General features: G+C 65.5%; 12 protein-coding genes. 7 read left to right on the forward strand and 5 right to left on the reverse strand.

Going from position 1 to position 17,898, the window contains the following annotated elements; translation table 11 throughout:
• Positions 1 to 22 precede the first annotated feature (22 nt).
• From H6844_19885 to H6844_19895, 3 genes are all read left to right on the forward strand, one after another.
• Positions 23 to 1,702: an NAD(P)/FAD-dependent oxidoreductase gene (locus H6844_19885; protein MCB9931664.1), complete on the forward strand. Its 1,680-nt coding sequence runs from the start codon at positions 23 to 25 to the stop codon at positions 1,700 to 1,702.
• Between the two features lie 197 nt (positions 1,703 to 1,899).
• Complete coding sequence (locus tag H6844_19890) at positions 1,900 to 2,880, forward strand: ABC transporter ATP-binding protein (GenBank protein MCB9931665.1); 981 nt, start codon at positions 1,900 to 1,902, stop codon at positions 2,878 to 2,880.
• Positions 2,881 to 2,931: 51 nt separating this feature from the next.
• A complete protein-coding gene (locus H6844_19895; GenBank protein ID MCB9931666.1) occupies positions 2,932 to 3,909 on the forward strand; it encodes a dipeptide ABC transporter ATP-binding protein in 978 nt (325 codons plus the stop codon).
• Positions 3,910 to 4,239: 330 nt separating this feature from the next.
• Here H6844_19895 and H6844_19900 read toward each other — a convergent pair whose 3' ends face one another.
• The 5 genes from H6844_19900 to H6844_19920 form a co-directional block, all read right to left on the reverse strand.
• A complete protein-coding gene (locus tag H6844_19900; protein ID MCB9931667.1) occupies positions 4,240 to 5,205 on the reverse strand; it encodes an ABC transporter permease in 966 nt (321 codons plus the stop codon).
• 19 nt (positions 5,206 to 5,224) lie between these two features.
• On the reverse strand, positions 5,225 to 6,178 hold the full coding sequence (locus H6844_19905; GenBank protein ID MCB9931668.1) for an ABC transporter permease: 954 nt from the start codon (positions 6,176 to 6,178) through the stop codon (positions 5,225 to 5,227).
• A gap of 112 nt (positions 6,179 to 6,290) precedes the next feature.
• Entirely contained in the window at positions 6,291 to 7,904 is a 1,614-nt protein-coding gene (locus H6844_19910; protein ID MCB9931669.1) for an ABC transporter substrate-binding protein, read from the reverse strand.
• Positions 7,905 to 8,119: 215 nt separating this feature from the next.
• Positions 8,120 to 9,784 carry an ABC transporter substrate-binding protein gene (locus tag H6844_19915; protein ID MCB9931670.1) on the reverse strand — a complete coding sequence of 555 codons (1,665 nt, stop codon included), beginning with the start codon at positions 9,782 to 9,784 and terminating at the stop codon, positions 8,120 to 8,122.
• Positions 9,785 to 9,998: 214 nt separating this feature from the next.
• Entirely contained in the window at positions 9,999 to 11,651 is a 1,653-nt protein-coding gene (locus H6844_19920; GenBank protein MCB9931671.1) for an NAD(P)/FAD-dependent oxidoreductase, read from the reverse strand.
• Positions 11,652 to 11,922: 271 nt separating this feature from the next.
• Between H6844_19920 and H6844_19925 the strand changes: the two genes are divergently transcribed.
• The 4 genes from H6844_19925 (at position 11,923) to H6844_19940 (ending at position 17,835) form a co-directional block, all read left to right on the forward strand.
• Complete coding sequence (locus tag H6844_19925; GenBank protein ID MCB9931672.1) at positions 11,923 to 13,737, forward strand: FAD-dependent oxidoreductase; 1,815 nt, start codon at positions 11,923 to 11,925, stop codon at positions 13,735 to 13,737.
• On the forward strand, positions 13,737 to 15,581 hold the full coding sequence (locus H6844_19930; protein ID MCB9931673.1) for a 2-oxoacid:acceptor oxidoreductase subunit alpha: 1,845 nt from the start codon (positions 13,737 to 13,739) through the stop codon (positions 15,579 to 15,581). The genes H6844_19925 and H6844_19930 overlap by 1 nt, the downstream gene beginning before the upstream one ends.
• A complete protein-coding gene (locus H6844_19935) occupies positions 15,578 to 16,633 on the forward strand; it encodes a 2-oxoacid:ferredoxin oxidoreductase subunit beta (protein MCB9931674.1) in 1,056 nt (351 codons plus the stop codon). The genes H6844_19930 and H6844_19935 overlap by 4 nt, the downstream gene beginning before the upstream one ends.
• 98 nt (positions 16,634 to 16,731) lie before the next feature.
• A complete protein-coding gene (locus H6844_19940) occupies positions 16,732 to 17,835 on the forward strand; it encodes an efflux RND transporter periplasmic adaptor subunit (protein MCB9931675.1) in 1,104 nt (367 codons plus the stop codon).
• Positions 17,836 to 17,898 lie beyond the last annotated feature (63 nt).

Genomic DNA, 17,898 nt, shown 5'->3' on the forward strand with positions numbered 1-17,898 from the left:
ACAATGCAGGAGTTGCCATCGCATGGGCGAAGCACAAACCAAAACCGCGCCGGCCAAAACCGGCGCCTGCACCAAGCCGTCGGAGGTCGACGTGGCCGTGGTCGGGGCCGGGTTTTCCGGCCTCTATCTGATCGTGAAGCTGCGGGAACTGGGGCTGTCTTTCCGAGTGTTCGAGGCCGGCAGCGGCGTCGGCGGCACCTGGTACTGGAACCGCTATCCGGGCGCGCGTTGCGACGTGGAAAGCATGCAGTATTCCTATTCCTGGGATCCGAAGCTGGAGCAGGAGTGGCACTGGAGCGAGACCTTTGCGCCGCAGCCGGAAATCCTGAAATACGCCAATCACGTCGCCGACCGCTATGACCTGCGGCCGCACATCGAGTTCGACACGGCGGTCGAGGCCGCCAGCTATGACGAGGCGAAGCGGCGCTGGAATGTGACGCTCAGCACCGGCGAGACGCTGTCCGCCCGGTTCTGCGTCATGGCGACCGGCTGCCTGTCCGCGCCGCGCGCGCCGGACATCAAGGGCGTCGACAGCTTCCAGGGTCCGACCTACCACACCGGCCAGTGGCCGCACGAGGGCGTCGATTTCACGGGCAAGCGCGTCGGCGTGATCGGCACCGGCTCCTCGGCGATCCAGGCGATCCCGGTGATCGCGGAGCAGGCGAAGCATCTCACCGTGTTCCAGCGCACGCCGAACTACTCGATTCCGGCCCGCACCACGCCGATGTCGGCGGACTATGAGCGGGAGTGGAAGGACAATTACGCCGAGCGGCGCGAAATCATGCGCCACACCGCCGTCGGCAATTTCTACGAGCGCTCGGCCGTCTCCGCCGCCGACGTGTCGGACGACGAGCGCCAGCGCATTCTGGAAGAGCGCTGGGCCCGAGGCGGCACCCGCTTCATGACCGCGTTCAACGACCTGGCCACCAACGCCAATTCGAACGAGCACGCCGCGGAATTCGTGCGCACCAAGATCCGTGAAATCGTCAAGGACCCCGAGACGGCGGAATTGCTGGTCGCCAAGGACTATCCCATCGGCACCAAGCGTATCTGCGCCGACAGCTTCTATTTCGAGACCTACAACCGCGACAATGTCCGGCTGGTCGACATCAACGCCCATCCGATCCACGAGATCACGGCGAAGGGCGTGCGCGCCGGCGACGAGGAACTCGAATTCGACGCCCTTGTCTTCGCCACCGGCTTCGATGCCATGACCGGCACGCTGCTGAAGATCGACATCAAGGGCCGCGGCGGCCAGCCGCTGGCCGAGAAATGGGAGGCCGGGCCCCGCACCTATCTGGGCCTGATGACCGCGGGCTTCCCGAACATGTTCATGATCACCGGGCCGGGCAGCCCCTCGGTGCTGTCCAACATGATGATCTCGATCGAACAGCACGTGGACTGGGTGAGCGACGCCCTCGGCTATCTGCAGGACCGGGGCGCCGAGGCGATGGAGGCCGATACGGCCGCCGAAGACGCCTGGGTCGAGCATGTGAACGCGGCCGCCTACAAGACGCTCTATCCCAAGGCGGCGAGCTGGTATATGGGCGCCAACATTCCCGGCAAGCCGCGGGTGTTTCTGCCTTATATCGGCGGCGTCGGCGCCTATCGCGTGAAATGCGACGAGGTGGCGGCCCACGGCTATGAGGGCTTCCGCCTGGAACGCGGGGAGAGCGCCGCCGCGAACCGGGCGGCCGAGTAGCGGCCTCCCGCCCACCCGATCCCGTTCGCGAACCCCGCGCTGGCCTGGCCGGCGCGGGGTTTTTTCGTGTCTTTCCAGACGGTTTCGGCAGGCCGGACCCGCCATCGAACGCAGGTGACGTTCGGGGTGGACCTCCGCCCTGCGAATGGGTCAGAATGGCGCATAAACATAATCGTAGTGAATGAAGGGAATGCTTGATGTCGGAACCGGTATTGTCGGTGGAAGATCTGGTCGTGCGCTTTCATCTGAAGCGCGGGATTCTGACAGCGGTCGACGGCATTTCCTTCAACATCGACAAGGGGGAAACCTTCGGCCTTGTGGGCGAGAGCGGCTCCGGCAAGTCGGTGACGGCCAGGGCCATTATGCGCCTGATCCCGACGCCGCCGGGCGAGGTGACCGCCAGCCGCGTGCGGGTCGACGGCCAGGATGTCTACGACCTGACCGGCGAGCAGATCCGCAGCATTCGCGGCCGGAAAATGGCCATGGTGTTCCAGGAACCCATGAGCGCCCTGAACCCGGTCTACACGGTCGGCTCCCAGATCGGCGACGTGCTGCGCACCAATCTGGGTATGTCCAAGGCAGAGGCGCGGGAGCGCACCATCGAATTGCTCGACCTGGTCGGCATTCCGTCCGCCGCGGGCCGCGTCGACAATTACGTGCACGAGTTTTCCGGCGGCATGCGCCAGCGGGTCATGCTGGCCATGGCGCTGTCCTGCGACCCGACCTTTCTGATCGCCGACGAGCCGACCACGGCGCTGGATGTGACCATCCAGGCGACCATTCTGGAACTGATCAGCTCGATGATCGAGCGGTTCCACATGTCGTTGCTGTTCATCACCCACAATCTGGGCGTGGTCGCCCATTCCTGCGACCGCGTCGGCGTGATGTACGCCTCGCACCTGGTGGAACTGGCCGACAAGCGCGAGATTTTCGAGAACCCGATGCACCCCTACACGGTGGGCCTGCTGAACTCGATCCCGCGCATGGACGAGACCACCAAATACCTGACGCCGATCAAGGGGTCGGTGTGCAACATGATGGACCCGCCCGCCGGCTGCAAATTCAACCCGCGTTGCGAGCACGCCATGGACATCTGCCGGCGGGTCAACCCGGAATTCCGCGAGGTTGCGCCGGGCCATTGGGCCGCCTGCCACCTGAACGACATGGCCGCCGTCTGAGCCCCGACCCCCCGACTGACGAGCCCGACTGACGAGAAGGAGCCTCCGCCCGTGAGCGCTGCATTGCTGGAGGTCGAGAACCTCACCAAGTATTTCACCCTGAACGGCGACATGGTCTCGCGCCTGGCCGGCAAGACCAAGACCCTGAAGGCCGTCGACGATATCAGCTTCCAGGTGAAGGCGGGCGAGACCCTGGGCCTGGTCGGCGAGAGCGGCTGCGGCAAGTCCACCACCGGCCGGCTCATCACCCGGCTGATCGAGCCGACGGCCGGCCAGATCCGGCTGAAGGGCGAGGATCTGCTGACCTTCGACCATGCCCGCATGCAGGGCATGCGCAAGGAAGTGCAACTGGTCTTTCAGGACCCGTATTCCTCGCTGAACCCGCGCAAGACGGTGATGCAGATCCTGGCGCGGCCGCTGGAAATCCACGGTCTGGCCAAGGACTGGCGCAGCAAGCGCCAGCGGGTGCTGGAATTGCTGAACCTGGTCGGCCTCGGCAGCGAGCATGCCGACCGCTACCCGCACGAATTCTCCGGCGGCCAGCGCCAGCGCATCGCCATCGCCCGCGCCCTGGCGGTCGACCCGGAACTGGTGATCGGCGACGAGCCGGTCTCGGCCCTGGATGTCTCGGTGCAGGCGCAGATCCTGAACCTGTTCCGGGAATTGCAGGAGAAATTCCGGCTCACCTATCTGTTCATCGCCCACGATCTGAGCGTGGTCCGTCATATCAGCGACCGGGTGGCGGTGATGTATGTGGGCAAGATCGTCGAGACCGGGCCGGTCAACGAGATTTTCTCGCGGCCGCAACATCCCTACACCCAGGCGTTGATGGCCGCGGTGCCGGAGGCCGACCCGAGCAAACCGGCGCCGAAGCTGACCTTGCAGGGCGAGATCGCGACGCCGATCGACCCGCCGCCCGGCTGCCGTCTCTGCAAGCGCTGCCCCATCGCCACGCCGAACTGCGACACCGACCCGCCGCCCTTGCGTGAGCTGGCCCCGGATCATTTCGTCGCCTGCCACAATGTGTGAGTCGGGCGGCGCGCGGCTCGCAATCATCGTTCGTCATGCCGAAGGCGGTTGGCGAGTGGTCCATGATCGGGGCCGTTGCTGGGGGTGGTCCCCTGTACCCCGGATGGTGCGGAGCGCCGATCCGGGGCCGGTGTCATCCTGCGAACACTGGCGACCGCAGTGTTCGCATGTCGCGGCCGGTCCCGGCGCTCGCCTCCGGCTCGGCCGGGAAACAGCGGCTCCTATCCGGAAAGAGATTGGTGGCAACGCCCGATGATCGCAACCCGCTTGCAACCATAAAGGGCGGAGCCAGTGGCTCCGCCCTTGGTTTGTGTGCGGTCACTCTCCCCCCTACCGCTCGGACAGGCGGGGGTCGAGAATGTCGCGCAGTCCGTCGCCGAACAGGTTGAAGGCCAGCACGCTGAAGCAGATGGCCAGGCCCGGGAACACGGCGATCATCGGGTGGGTTTCCATATGGTCCTGGGCCGCGCGCAGGTCCGAGCCCCAGTCCGGCGTCGGCGGTGCGGTGCCGAGGCCCAGATAGCTGAGCGCCGCGATGATCAGGATCATATAGCCGAGCCGCACCGTGGCGTTGACGATCAGCGGCGAGATGCAGTTGGGCAGGATCTGGGTCATGGCGATGAGAAAGCTGCGCTCGCCCATGACGCGAGCGGCCTCCACATACTCCTTCTTCGCCTCCACCAGCGCGGTGCTGCGCGAGAGCCGGGCGACCTCCGGCCAGAAGGCCAGCCCCAGCGCCAGCACCAGGATCAGGTCGTTCCAGAAGCCGTAGAGCTTCCATTCGCGCGCGACGGTGACGATCAGCAGGTATAAGAGCAAGCCCGGAAAGGCCAGGAACCCGTCGACGATGCGCATGACGATGCTGTCGACCCTGCCGCCATAGAAGCCGGAGCAGATGCCGATCGGGATACCGATGGCCAGGCCGAACACCACCGCGGCGACGCTGATCAGGATGGTGCGCTGGCCGCCGATGATGACCCGGCTGTAGATGTCGCGCCCGAACTTGTCCGTGCCCATGATGTGCTCGGCGCTGATCGGCGCGACGCGCTCGCGATAGTTCGACTTGATCGGGTCGTGTGTCGCCAGCGATTGCGCGAAGACCACCACCACCAGCAGGCAGGCGATCATGACGGCGCCGATGGTGGCGGTGCGGCTTTTGCGGAGTTCGGACCAGGCGTTGGCAAAGGTGTTGCGGGTGCGGCGCGCCCGGATGCGCCAGGGGGTTTCGTTGCTGTCGACCAGGTCGAAGCGTTCCCGAGCCGTGATCTCGCCGCCAGGCATACGCGTGTCGGTCATGGCTGTTGTGTCTCCTGCTCTAGCCGCCGATGCCGACGCGGGGGTTGAGGAAGCGGTACATGAGATCGACCAGCAGATTGATGAGGACCACCTTGCAACCCAGGATCAGCACGCCGGCCTGGATCATCGGATAATCCCGCAACTGGATCGCCTGATAGATGGCGAGCCCGATGCCCGGCCAGGCGAAGATCGTCTCCAGGACGACGGTGCCGCCCAGCAGGTTGGCGAATTGCAGGCCGCTGATGGTCACGGTGGGGATGAGCGCGTTGCGCAGGGTGTATTTGTAGATCACCCGCCGTTCCGACAGGCCCAGCGAACGGTGGGTGACCACATAGTCCTTGTTGACCTCGTCCAGCATGCTGGAGCGGGTCAGGCGGGTGGTATAGGCCGCCTGGCGGAAGCCGATCGCCACTGCCGGCAGGATCAGATAATAGATGCTGAGCCCGAAATTCTCCCCCGGCCCGACATAGCCCGACGACGGCAACAGGTCGAGATGCAGCGAGAACACCAGGATGGTGAGGATCGCGAACCAGAATTCGGGGATGGAAATGCCGATCAGCGATGTGACCTGTGCGCTGTAGTCCGTCAGGCTGTTTCTTCGCACCGCCGCCAGCGTGCCGAACGGGATGGCGATGATCAGCGAGAGGCCGATGCCCACGGCCGCCAGATAGATCGTGGCGGGAATGCGCTCCAGCAATTCGGTCGCGACCGGGCGGCGGGTGACCATGGACGTGCCGAAATCGCCCTGGAGGATATCCCCCAGCCAGTAGAGATACTGGACCGGGATCGGCTGGTCCAAGCCCAGCTCTTTTTCCAGCGCGGCGCGAACCGCCGGGTCGTCTGCCGCCTCCATATCGTGCAGCGCGTCGATGATGTCGCCCGGCAACATCTGCACGAACAGGAACACCACCACCGACAGGATAAAGACGATGGGGATCAGTTGCAGTAACCGGTTAATGGTATAGATCAGCATCGGCCCACGACTCGCAAAGGGTAAGATTGCAGAAGGTCAATGGCGAGGTGCCCCACCGGTGTGGACACGGCGTCCGACCGGGCTCGCGGTCCCGGACGGACGCCGTTCCGACTCACGACTCGTTGAGATAGGTCGTGCGCAGGCCGCCGCCGGACCAGCTCGGCGGGCCGGCAATCGCCGGCGCATAGCCCTTGACCTTTTTCGCCGCGGCGGCAGTCAGCGGCACCGCATGGCTGTAGATCAGCGCGGCCTCGTCGTTCACGATGCCGTCGACCTCGCGATAGAGTTCCTTGCGCTTGTTCATGTCGAGGGTGAGGCGGGCTTCCTCGATCAGCTTGTCGGCCCGCTCGCTCTTGAAGCCGACGCGCAGCTTGCCTTCGGAGCCCTGGCTGTGGATCCAGCGCGAGAACCAGCCGTCAGGCTCGAAGCGGAAGCTGGTGGCGGTGGAATCGATGCCCCAGTCGTTCTTCTTGTACTTCTCGCGCAGCACCGGGTTGTCGAACACCTCGTTGGTGGCGGCGAAGCCGGCGTCCAGCAGCATGGCGTGCACGATCTCGCCGCCATTGCGCATGTACTGGTAGGTGTCGCGCGCCACCACGGCGATCGGCAGGTTCTGCATGTTCAGCTTGCGCAGGATGAAGCGCGACTTCTCCGGGTCGTATTCCTGCTCGTTCGGCACGTCCGGGTCATGCCAGGCGGACGCGGAGGAATAGAACTGCTTCACCGGCTCGCTCAGGCCGTTGAACACCGCTTCGTGGATCGCCTGCTTGTCGATGGCATGAGCGACGGCCTGGCGCAGCATCTTGCCGTCCGGCGCATCCATGGCGAACGGGCCGGACTTGGCGTTGAGGTTCAGGTGCGCCATGCCGACCTGGGCCACGTCCCAGGTGTTGAATTCGTCGGCATAGTCTTTCTTGAAGTCGGTCACGTCGAAATAGGACATGTTCTCGATCATGTCGACTTCGCCGGAGCGCAACGCCGTCAGCCGGACCTTGTCCTCTTTCTTCGGGAAGCCGTCGATGCCGTCGAGATAGGGCAGGGGCTTGCCGTCGGCGCCGGTCTCGAAATAGTTCTCGAAGCGCACCAGTTCGGTCTTGGCGTAGCGCTTCCACGACTTGAACTTGAACGGGCCGCAGCCGATCGGGTGCGTGTCGGCCTGGTCGGCGCTGTTCGGCGCGATCAGGTTGCACGGATAATAGATGACATTGGCGGCGAACACCGCGCTCGGGTGTTTCAGATAGATGTGGAGCATATGCTTGCCGTCCACCTCCATCTTCTCGATGTCCAGCAGGCTGGCGCGGGTGAACGCATAGCCGATCTTCGGGTCCAGGATGCGCTCGTAATTCCATTTCACCGAGGCGGCATCGACGTCGGCGCCGTTGTGGTATTCGACGCCCTTGCGCAGCCGGAAGCTGTATTTCTTCAGATCCTTGGAAATGTCCCATTCCTCGGCGATGCCGGGGACGATCTCCATTTTCTGGTTGATGTCGAGCAGGCCCTGGGTGGTCGGCGCCAGCGGGTTGGAGACGTAATAGATGATGTTGCGTTGCGGATCGAGGCCACGGCCGTCGACGCGGGTCGCATACCGCAGGACGCCGCCGCGCTTTGGCATGTCTGCCCTGGCGATCCCCGGCATGCCCGCGGCCATTGCACCGGCCGCGGCGGTTGCCGCCATGAATTCTCGGCGGTTCAACCCGCCTTTCCAGTTGTTGCGGGAATCGGACATGTCTGGGTCTCCCATCTTTGCCAGAGCGCCATGAGCGGCGATCTTTCGTGCGGTGTTTCCTTTCAACTCAACTGCGGACCTGCGGTTTCTTGTTTTGATGTGCAGGCTCGGCAACTGCCTCCCAGCCGTTGCCTGACTGGGAGCCTAACCCGCTCTGCGACAGGCTGGCAACCCGCTTGCGACGGTCCGCGGTCGCGTCGATCCGGGCACCGCCTCTATTCCTGGAGATAGGCGGTTCGCACCCCGCCGCCGGACCAGCTCGGCGGGCCGGCAATCGCCGGCTCGTAGCCCCTGACCTTCTTGGCCGCGGCGCTGGTGACGGGGATGGCATGGGCGTAGATCAGCGCCGCCTCGTCGTTGACGATGCCGTCGACCTCCCGATAGATCTCCTTGCGCTTGCCCTGGTCCAGGGTCACGCGGGCTTCCTCGATCAGCTTGTCCGCCCGCTCGCTCTTGAAGCCCGAGCGCAGCTTGCCCTCCGCCCCTTCGCTGTGGATCCAGCGCGAGAACCAGCCGTCCGGCTCGAAGCGGAAGCTGCTGCCGGTGGAATCGATGCCCCAGTCGTTCTTCTTGTATTTCTCGCGCAGCACCGGGTTGTCGAACACCTCGTTGGTGGCGCCGAAGCCGGCGTCCAGCAACATGGCGTGGACGATCTCGGCGCCGTTGCGCATGTACTGGTAGGTGTCGCGCGCCACCACGGCGATGGGCAGGTTCTGCATGTTCAGCTTGCGCAGGATGAAGCGCGACTTCTCCGGGTCGTATTCCAACTCGTTCGGCACCTCGTCATTGTACCAGGACGAGGTCGAGGCATAGAACTGCTTCAACGGCTCGCTGAAGCCATTGTAGACAGCCTCGTGGATCGCCTGCTTGTCGATGGCGTGGGCGACGGCCTGGCGCAGCAGCTTGCCGTCCGGGGCATTCATGGCGAACGGCCCCGCCTTGGCGTTGAGATTCAGGTGGGCCGTACCGCCCTGGGCCAGGTTCCAGATGGTGAAGCGGTCGCCGTATTCGCGTTCGAAATCGTTCACGTCGAAGAATGACATGCTCTGGGTCATGTCGACCTCGCCGGTGCGCAGCGCCGTCAGCCGAACCTTGTCCTCCCGCTTCGGGTACACTTCGAGGCCATCGAGATAGGGCAGGGGCTTGCCGTCGAAGCCGGTCTCGAAATAGTTCTCGAAGCGCACCATTTCGGTCTTGGCATAGCGCTTCCACGACTTGAACTTGAACGGGCCGCAGCCCATCGGGTTGGTGTCGGCCTGGTCGACGCTGTTGGGCGCGATCAGGCAGCAGGGATAGTAGACCACGTTGGCGGCGAACACCGCGCTGGGCTTTTTCAGGTGGATGTGCAGCAGGTGCTTGCCGTCCGCCTCCATGCTCTCGATTTCCAGCAGGCTGGCGCGGGTAAAGGCGTAGCCGATCTTCGGGTCGAGAATGCGCTCGTAATTCCATTTCACCGAGGCCGCGTCGACGTCGGCGCCATTGTGGTATTCGACGCCCTTGCGCAATCGGAAGGTGTAGGTTTTGAGGTCTTTCGAGATCTCCCATTCCTCGGCGATGCCGGGGACGATCTCCATCTTCTGGTCCAGGTCGAGCAAACCCTGGGTGGTGGGCGCCAGCGGATTGGAGACGTAGAAGATCAGGTTGCGGTGCGGGTCCAGGCCATTGCCGTCGACCGTGGAGGCGTAACGCATGATGCCGCCGCGCTTCGGCGTCTCGGCTCGGGCGACGCCGGGGAGGCCGGCTGCCATGGCGCCGGCGGCGGCGCCTGCGGCCAGAAATTCCCGGCGGTTCAACCCGCCATTTCCCAGCCGGCGGTTCAGACCGCCATTCCCCAGTTGGCGGTTCAACCCGCCATTCCACGGATCATAGCCATCGGACATGGTCCGGTCTCCCATCTTGGCCGACCGCCATCGGCGACGGTCGCCGGATTTCCGTTCCCGAGCGCCTCCCAGCCCGCTCCCGCCATCGCCGTTCATGCCGGGACGGGACGGGACTTTGGAGCATCTCCGGTCAAAACCCTAACGCCGTAGCCACAACCATAGCAAGCAGCTTGCGCGGGTTTTGGGAGCGCCGGGAACAGCGCCCGCAGCGGGCTCAGTCCGCGAGGAAGCCGGGGAAGCCCTCCGCCACTTCGCGTTCGGTGCGCTTGCGGTATTTGACGGCGCTGCCGTTATAGCCCAGCACCCGCAGCACGTCGCGGCCCGGCACGTTGCGGTTGACGCCGGTCTGCCAGCTTTTCACCTGGCTGGCGAGCAGCGGTGCCGCGGCGCGCTCCACATGCTCGCCCCATTCGGTGACGTGGTCGGCGCGGGGTTCGATGCGGGTGATGTCGTGCGCGAACACGTGCCGGATCAAGGGGATGACGAAGTCGATGATCTGTTCGCTGTTGCGCGGAATGTTGCCGCGCGCGGTGTGCGGGCCCAGCACCATAAGCATGTTGGGATAGCCTTCGGCCTGCACGCCCAGATAGGTGCGCGGCAGCCCCTCGGCCCAGTCCTCGCGCAGCACCCGGCCGGTGGAGGTGCGGATGTCGATGCGGTCATAGGGGCCGGTGACGCCGTCGAAGCCGGTGGCAAAGATCAGCAGGTCGAATTCATACTCCCGGTCCGAGCATTGCACGCCCTTCGGCGTGATGCGCTCGATCGGCGTGGCGTTGAGATCGACCAGTTGCACATTGTCCTGGTTGTAGACCTCGTAATAGCCGCTCTCCAGCGGCAGGCGGCGGGTGCCGAAGCCGTGATTCTTCGGCGTCAGCAGGTCGGCGATTTTCGGGTCCTTCACCCGCTGGCGGATTTTCTTGGCGGCGAACGCGGTCATGAGCTTGTTCGCTTCTTCGTTCACCAGGATGTCGCTGAAATTGCCCATCCAGATGCCGAAGCCCGGCTCCGAATAGAGCTTCTCCCAGAACGCCTCCCGCTCCTCCGGCGGGGTTTCCAGCGCCTTGCGCGGGTCCGGGTTGTGGATGAAGCAACTGACCGTCTCGCGGCAGCGGGCATAGATTTCGTCGAATCGGGCCTTGATGTCCTTTTGCTCGTCCGCGGTGATCTCGCGGTTGTGCAGCGGCGCGGCCCAGTTCGGGTTGCGCTGGAACACGGTCAGGTGCTTGACCGTCTTGGCGATTTCGGTGATCGCCTGGATCGCCGTCGCGCCCGTCCCGATAATGCCGACGCGCTTGTCGGAAAAGTCGATGGGCTCTTTCGGCCAGCGGGCGGTGTGGAAGGCCCGGCCCTCGAATGTGTCGCGTCCTTCGATCACCGGCATGACATGGGCGGAGAGCGGCCCCAGCGCCGGCACGAACAGGCGGGTGCTGTATTCCTGCCGCGTGCCGTTCACGTCGAAGGCCAGGCGCCAGAGCCGGGCTTCCTCGTCCCAGAGCGCGGCGGTCAACTCGCTGTCGAACTGGATGTCGCGGCGGAAGTCGAACTTGTCGGCCACGTATTCCATATAGGCGAGCGTGTCGGGCTGGGCGGAAAAATGCTCGCGCCAGTTCCACTCCTGTAGTACCTCTTCCGAAAAGGCAAAGCCGTAGGACCAGCTTTCGGAATCGAAGCGGGCGCCCGGATAGCGGTTCCAGTACCAGGTGCCGCCGACGTCGCTGCCATTGTCGAAGACGCGGAAGCGCACGCCCAACTGGCGCAGCCGATGGATCAGATAGAGGCCGGACATGCCGGCGCCGATGACGATGACATCGAAGTCGCCAACCGCGCTCTCGCGGTCGAGTGCCGCCGCCGCATGGGTGTCGGGCATGGCCGGGGTTTCCTTGATATTCGACGAAAGTGCCGCATATGATGGCGGAAGCGAGGGTCCTTCGCCAACCGGTCTCGCCATGAGGCGGATGATCGCGGGGCATCGGGGGCGTACTTGGTGTATAGCCCTGCCGCTTGCCGGTTTTGCAGGCAGCAGGAAACACCTCGGCGCCACAACTTTCTTGACGCCAGCGGGCTGAAGCCGTTTAGGTCCCCGCCCAAAAGGAACGCTGCGAGGCAGCGCCACCGCCAGCCGCCCAGGAGGAATGGCCTTGAAGGCCACGGATATCTCTGACCCCAACTACTTCCACAAAGTCGTCGATTGCCAGTGGGCCTGTCCCGCGCATACGCCGGTTCCGGAGTATATCCGGCTGATCGCGCATGGGCGGTTTTCCGACGCCTATATGATGAACTGGAAGTCCAACGTCTTCCCCGGCATTCTCGGCCGCACCTGCGACCGGCCGTGCGAGCCCGCCTGCCGTCGCGGCCGGGTCGAGGACGAGGACCTGTCCGGCAGCCGCAAGGAACCGGTGGCCATCTGCCGCCTGAAACGCGTGGCAGCGGACTACAAGGACGACGTCCGCGACCGCATGCCCAAGGCGCCGGCGACCAGCAACGGCCGCAAGGTCGCCTGCCTCGGCGCCGGCCCGGCCTCGCTGACCGTGGCCCGCGACCTGGCGGTGCTCGGCTATGAGGTGACCCTGTTCGATCAGGACCCGCAAATGGGCGGCATGATGCGGTCGCAGATCCCGCATTTCCGCCTGCCGGTCGAGGTGATCGACGAGGAAGTCGGCTATATCCGCGACATTGGCAATGTCAATTTCGTGCACAAGCGCATCGACAGCCTGAAGGCCGTGCTGGCCGAGGGCTGGGACGCGGTGTTCGTCGGCACCGGCGCGCCGCGCGGTCGCGACCTGGACATTCCGGGCCGCGAGGAAGCGACCCCGAACTTCCATATCGGCATCGAATGGCTGGCCTCGGTCGCCTTCGGCCATACGGACAAGGTCGGCAAGCGGGTGATCGTGCTGGGCGGCGGCAACACCGCCATGGACTGCTGCCGCACCGCCCGCCGCCTGGGCGGCGAGGACGTGAAGGTCATCGTGCGCTCCGGCTTCGACGAGATGAAGGCGTCTCCGTGGGAGAAGGACGACGCCATGCACGAGGACATTCCGATCCTGAACATGCTGGTGCCGAAAGCCTTCAATCTGGAAGGCGGCAAGCTGGTCGGCATGACCTTCGAGAAGGTGGAAGCCCGCTACGACGACAACGGCCGCCGCCGGCTGGTGCCGACCGGCGAGCCGGACGAGTTCCATGCCTGCGACGACGTGCTGTGCGCCATCGGCCAGGAAAACGCCTTCCCCTGGATCGAGCGCGATATCGGCCTGGAATGGGACGAGCGCTGGGACATGCCCCAGGTGGACCGGGTCACCTTCCGCTCCAGCCATCCCCAGGTGTTTTTCGGCGGCGACGCCGCGTTCGGCCCGGAAAACATCATCTGGGCCGCCGCGCACGGCCACGATGCCGCCATCAGCATCCACAAAATGCTGGAAGGCGAGGACATCAACGACCGTCCGGCACCGCTCCAGGATATCGTGAGCCAGAAAATGGGCATTCACGAGTGGAGCTATGACAACGACATCGCCATCGACCCGCGCTTCAAGGTGCCCCATCTCGACAAGGTGAAGGCGCTGGCCGACATCAATGCCGAGGTGGAACTGGGCTTCGACCTGGAACTGGCCTGGAAAGAGGCGCAGCGCTGCCTGAACTGCGACGTGCACACGGTGTTCACCACCAATCTGTGCATCGAGTGCGACGCCTGCGTCGACATCTGCCCGATGGACTGCATCACCTTCACGCCGAACGGCGAGGAGGCGGATCTGCGCCAGCGGCTGACCGCGCCGGCGCTGAACGGCGAGCAGGCGCTCTATGTTTCGGACATGCTGCCGACCGAGCGGGTCATGGTGAAGGACGAGGACGTGTGCCTGCACTGCGGCCTGTGTGCCGAGCGCTGCCCGACCGGCGCCTGGGACATGCGCAAGTATTTCATGGAAATGACTCACGCAGGCAATGCCTGCCGGGGGCTGTGATGACCGCATCCATCGCTTCGATCAACGAGTTCGTCGTCAAGTTCGCGAACGTCAACGGCTCCGGCTCCGCCAGCGCCAACGAACTGTTCGCGCGCTCCATCCTGCGCATGGGCGTGCCGGTCAGCCCGCGCAACATCTTCCCCTCGAACATCCAGGGCCTGCCCACCTGGTACGAGGTGCGGGTGAGCGAGAAGGGCTATCTGGGCCGGCGCGGCGGCGTCGACCTGCTGGTGGCCATGAACCCGCAGACCTGGAAGCAGGACGTGGCCGAACTGGCGCCCGGCGGCTATCTGTTCTACGACTCGACCCGGCCGATGCCGAAAAGCATGTTCCGGGACGACGTGAACGTGATTGGCGTGCCGCTGACCGCGATCTGCAACGCCACCTACACCGACGCGCGCCAGCGCCAGTTGTTCAAGAACATCATCTATATCGGCGCGCTGTCGATCCTGCTGGATATCGACCCGGCGGTGATCGAGAAGCTGTTCGGCGAGCAGTACAAGGGCAAGGAAGCCCTGATCGGCGCCAACAAGAAGGCGCTGCAACTGGGCCGCGACTGGGCGACCGAGAATCTCGACCCTGCGCTCTGCAAGCTGAAGGTGCGCGCGGCCGACAAGGTCGGCGAGCGCATTTTCATGGAAGGCAACGCCGCCGCGGCGCTGGGCTGCGTCTATGGCGGTGCCACGGTCTGCGCCTGGTATCCGATCACGCCGTCCTCCTCGCTCGCCGAGGCGTTCCAGTCCTTCTGCCAGCGCTATCGCCGCGACAAGGAGACGGGCGAGGGCAAGTTCGCCGTCGTCCAGGCGGAGGACGAACTGGCCTCAATCGGCATGGTGATCGGCGCCGGCTGGAACGGCGCCCGCGCCTTCACCTCCACCTCCGGCCCGGGCATCAGCCTGATGACCGAGTTCATCGGCCTCGCCTATTTCGCCGAGGTGCCGGCGGTGCTGATCAACGTGCAGCGCGGCGGCCCGTCCACCGGCATGCCGACCCGCACGCAGCAGGCCGACCTGTTGTCCTGCGCCTATGCCTCGAACGGCGACACGCGGCATCCGCTGCTGTTCCCCGAAGACCCGAAGGAATGCTTCGACTTCGCCGCGGACGCGCTGGACCTGGCCGACCGGTTGCAGACGCCGGTGTTCGTCATGACCGACCTCGACATCGGCATGAACCAGCGCCTCTGTCAGCCGCTGCAATGGGATGACAGCCGCCGCTATGACCGCGGCAAGGTCATGACGGCGGAGGAACTGGAAGCCGGCAAGGATTTCGGCCGCTATCTGGACGTGGACGGCGACGGCATTCCGTACCGCACCTATCCGGGGACGCACGCGACCCGCGGCGCCTATTTCACCCGCGGCACCACCAAGGACCGCTATGCCCGCTACTCCGAAGAGGGGACGGTCTATGTCGACAACATGGAGCGCCTGCTGAAGAAGTGGGAGACCGCCAAGTCGCTGGTGCCGCAACCGATCCGCCGCGACGCGGACCGGCCGACCAAGTATGGCGTGCTGTATTTCGGCTCCACCAGCCCGGCCATGGACGAGGCGCTGGACCTGCTGACCGAGGCCGGCAACCACGTCAACGCCCTGCGCCTGCGCGCCTTTCCCTTCCCGGAGAGCGTGCTGAACTTCATCCTGGAGCACGACTCGGTGTTCGTGGTGGAGCAGAACCGCGACGCGCAGATGCGCGGCATGCTGGTGAACGAGCTGGGCCTGGACCCGGCCCGTCTGGTGCCGGTCTGCCATTATGACGGCACGCCGATCACCGGCCGTTTCATCGCCGACGCCATCGGCGAGCACGTGGAAGAATTCAAGGTCGTTTCGTTCGAAAGGGCTGTGTCATGACCTATATCGCCAAGCCGAAGCTGCACCACCCGGCGCTGCCGAAGAACGAGGTCGGCTACACCCGCCGCGACTATGAGGGCGCGATCTCGACCCTCTGCGCCGGCTGCGGCCACGACTCGATCAGCGCCGCCATCGTCCAGGCGTGTTTCGAACTCTCGATCGAGCCGCATCGGGTTGCCAAGCTGTCGGGCATCGGCTGCTCGTCGAAGGCGCCGACCTATTTCCTCGGCAACAGCCACGGCTTCAACACCGTGCACGGCCGCATGCCCAGCGTGCTGACCGGCGCCAATCTGGCGAATCGCGACCTGATCTATATGGGCGTTTCCGGCGACGGCGACAGCGCCTCCATCGGGCTCGGCCAGTTCGCGCATGTCATGCGCCGCGGCGTCAACATGACCTATATCGTCATGAACAACGGCGTCTACGGCCTGACCAAGGGCCAGTTCTCCGCCACCGCCGACAAGGGCTCGGTGGCGAAGAAGGGCGCGGTCAACAATGACAGCGGCATCGATCTCGCCTCGCTCGCCATCATCATGGGCGCCAGCTTCGTCGCCCGTTCCTTCTCCGGCGACAAGAGCCAGTTGGTGCCGCTGATCAAGGCGGCGGTCAGCCATCCGGGCGCGGCGATCCTGGACGTGGTCAGCCCCTGCGTGGCCTTCAACAACCATGCCGGCTCGACCAAGAGCTATGACTTCGTGCGCGAGCACAACGAGACCGTCAACCGGCTCGACGTCATCCTGGGCGCGCCGCCGCTGACGGCGGAGTATGAGCCGGGCGAGGTGGTGGAGGTGCCGCAGGCCGGTGGCGCCACGCTGCGCCTGCGCAAGATCACGCCGGATTACGACCCGTCCGACAAGGCCGGCGCGCTGGCCTTCATCGAGGAAAAGAACCAGGCGGGCGAACTGGCCACGGGCCTGCTCTATCTCGACCCGCTGCCGCGCGACGTGCACGCGAACCTGAAGACGGTGCCGACGCCGCTCAACCGCCTGGGTGAGGCCGATCTCTGCCCCGGCAGCGCGGCGCTGGACCAGATCAACGCCGCGTTGCGCTAAAGCGGTAGCCGCTCTGCGCTGGACAATGGCGGCCCGGCACCGCATCTAACGAATGGTCCCGTCGGTAGCCGGGGCCATTCGCCCGTGAGGTGTTGCGCTTGCCCCGTCCCTGGAGCCTGTTGAGACAATCGGTGTTGGCCGTGCTGCTGGTCGCGCTGGCGGCCGGCGCGTGGTATGGGCAGGACGCGGTGCTGGCGGCGCTTGGCGGCGACAAGGCCGCGCTGGCCGAAGGCAAGGGCAAACCCCCGCGCGGCGTGCCCGTGATCGTCGCGCCGACAACGGTCGCCGACGACCGTCTGGTGCTGGAAGCGGTCGGCACCGGCCGGGCCAATCGCTCGGTCATGCTGCGCGCGGAAGCCGAGGGCCGCATCGCGGCCATGCCGCTCGCGGCCGGCCAGCGGTTTCGCGCGGGCGACGAACTGTTGCGCATCGCCGATACCGAGGAACGCCTGCTGGTCGACCTCGCCAAGACGCGCCTCGCCGAGGCCCGGCGCACGCTGGCGCGGATGATCCAGTTGAAGGGCCGCGGTGCCGCCACCACCGCCAGCCTGGACGAGGCCCGCACCGCCAGCGAAATCGCCGCCATCGAACTGGGCCGGGCCGAAGAGGCCCTGGCCGATCATGTGCTGCGCGCGCCCTTCGACGGCGTTGCCGGCCTGCCCAGCGTCGAACTGGGCGCCTGGGTCGACAACGCTATCGCCGTGGCCAGTTTCGACGACCGCAGCGTCATCCTGGTGGAATTCGACCTGCCGGAAGCCCTGCTCGCCCGCGTGCACGCGGGTCTGGCGGTCAGCGCCACCACCCCCGCGGTGCCGAACGCGCGGTTCGAGGGGCATGTGGCGGCCATTGACAGCCGCATCGTCGCCAGCAGCCGCAGCGTGAAGGTGCGGGTCGCCATCCCCAACCCCGACGACCGGCTGCGCCCGGGCGCCTCGTTCGCGGTGCGCCTGGAATTGCCGGGCGACCGTTACCCCCTGGTGCCGGAACTGGCCTTGCAGTTCGGCCATGGCGCCCTGCACGTCTGGCGCGTGCGCGACGGCAAGGCGGAAAAGGTCGAGGTGCGGCTGGTGCGCCGGCGCGAGGGCGCGGTGCTGGTGGACGGCCCGCTGGCCGCGGGCGATGCGGTGGTGGTGGAGGGCACCCAGCGCCTGCACCCCGGCCGCGCGGTCACGGTGTTGAAAGCGACGGACGGGACCGGGTGAGGGGCGGCGGCAACAGCGGCGGTCTGCCCGGCCTCAGCGTTCGCCGGCCCTGGCTGGCAGCGG

It is taken from the genome of Alphaproteobacteria bacterium (assembly GCA_020638555.1).
GTDB lineage: Bacteria > Pseudomonadota > Alphaproteobacteria > Bin95 > Bin95 > JACKII01.

Bases quoted from the DNA above. Each gene is read 5' to 3' on its own strand.
- H6844_19915 (MCB9931670.1), bottom strand. From the start codon at position 9,784: ATGTCCGATGGCTATGATCCGTGGAATGGCGGGTTGAACCGCCAACTG.
- H6844_19930 (MCB9931673.1), top strand. From the start codon at position 13,737: ATGACCGCATCCATCGCTTCGATCAACGAGTTCGTCGTCAAGTTCGCG.
- H6844_19885 (MCB9931664.1), top strand. From the start codon at position 23: ATGGGCGAAGCACAAACCAAAACCGCGCCGGCCAAAACCGGCGCCTGC.
- H6844_19900 (MCB9931667.1), bottom strand. From the start codon at position 5,205: ATGACCGACACGCGTATGCCTGGCGGCGAGATCACGGCTCGGGAACGC.
- H6844_19935 (MCB9931674.1), top strand. From the start codon at position 15,578: ATGACCTATATCGCCAAGCCGAAGCTGCACCACCCGGCGCTGCCGAAG.
- H6844_19905 (MCB9931668.1), bottom strand. From the start codon at position 6,178: ATGCTGATCTATACCATTAACCGGTTACTGCAACTGATCCCCATCGTC.
- H6844_19890 (MCB9931665.1), top strand. From the start codon at position 1,900: ATGTCGGAACCGGTATTGTCGGTGGAAGATCTGGTCGTGCGCTTTCAT.
- H6844_19920 (MCB9931671.1), bottom strand. From the start codon at position 11,651: ATGCCCGACACCCATGCGGCGGCGGCACTCGACCGCGAGAGCGCGGTT.
- H6844_19910 (MCB9931669.1), bottom strand. From the start codon at position 7,904: ATGTCCGATTCCCGCAACAACTGGAAAGGCGGGTTGAACCGCCGAGAA.